Below are 262 nucleotides of genomic sequence, written 5' to 3'. Positions count from 1 at the left end.
TCAATAAAAACAACTGTCAATACATGGAGAGCAAAGACATTATCCCAATAGGCAAAAGACTGGGACGTCCCCCAAAACAAGAAAAGACAGAGGCAGAACTCAAGGAGATGCACCAACGTAATGAGGTAGAGGGGACTTTCGGAACCGTGAAGATGCGCTACGGAGCTGCTAGGATAAGGACACGACTTCCAGAGACAACGGAGGTAGCAGTCGCTATGTCTTTCTTAGCGAAAAATGTGATAACGTTCCTCAGGGAACTTAT

The 262-nt window shown here is 45.8% G+C and carries 1 protein-coding gene; it reads left to right on the top strand.

The features are described from left to right. On the top strand, nucleotides 1-262 hold a 262-nt coding region (locus IX315_RS09895; protein WP_211837429.1), incomplete at both ends, for a transposase.

This window comes from Porphyromonas levii, from assembly GCF_018206105.1.
Taxonomy (GTDB): Bacteria; Bacteroidota; Bacteroidia; order Bacteroidales; family Porphyromonadaceae; genus Porphyromonas_A; species Porphyromonas_A levii.
Note: the sequence above shows the minus strand (reverse complement) of the source record. Positions and strands in the feature narration are given on the sequence as shown.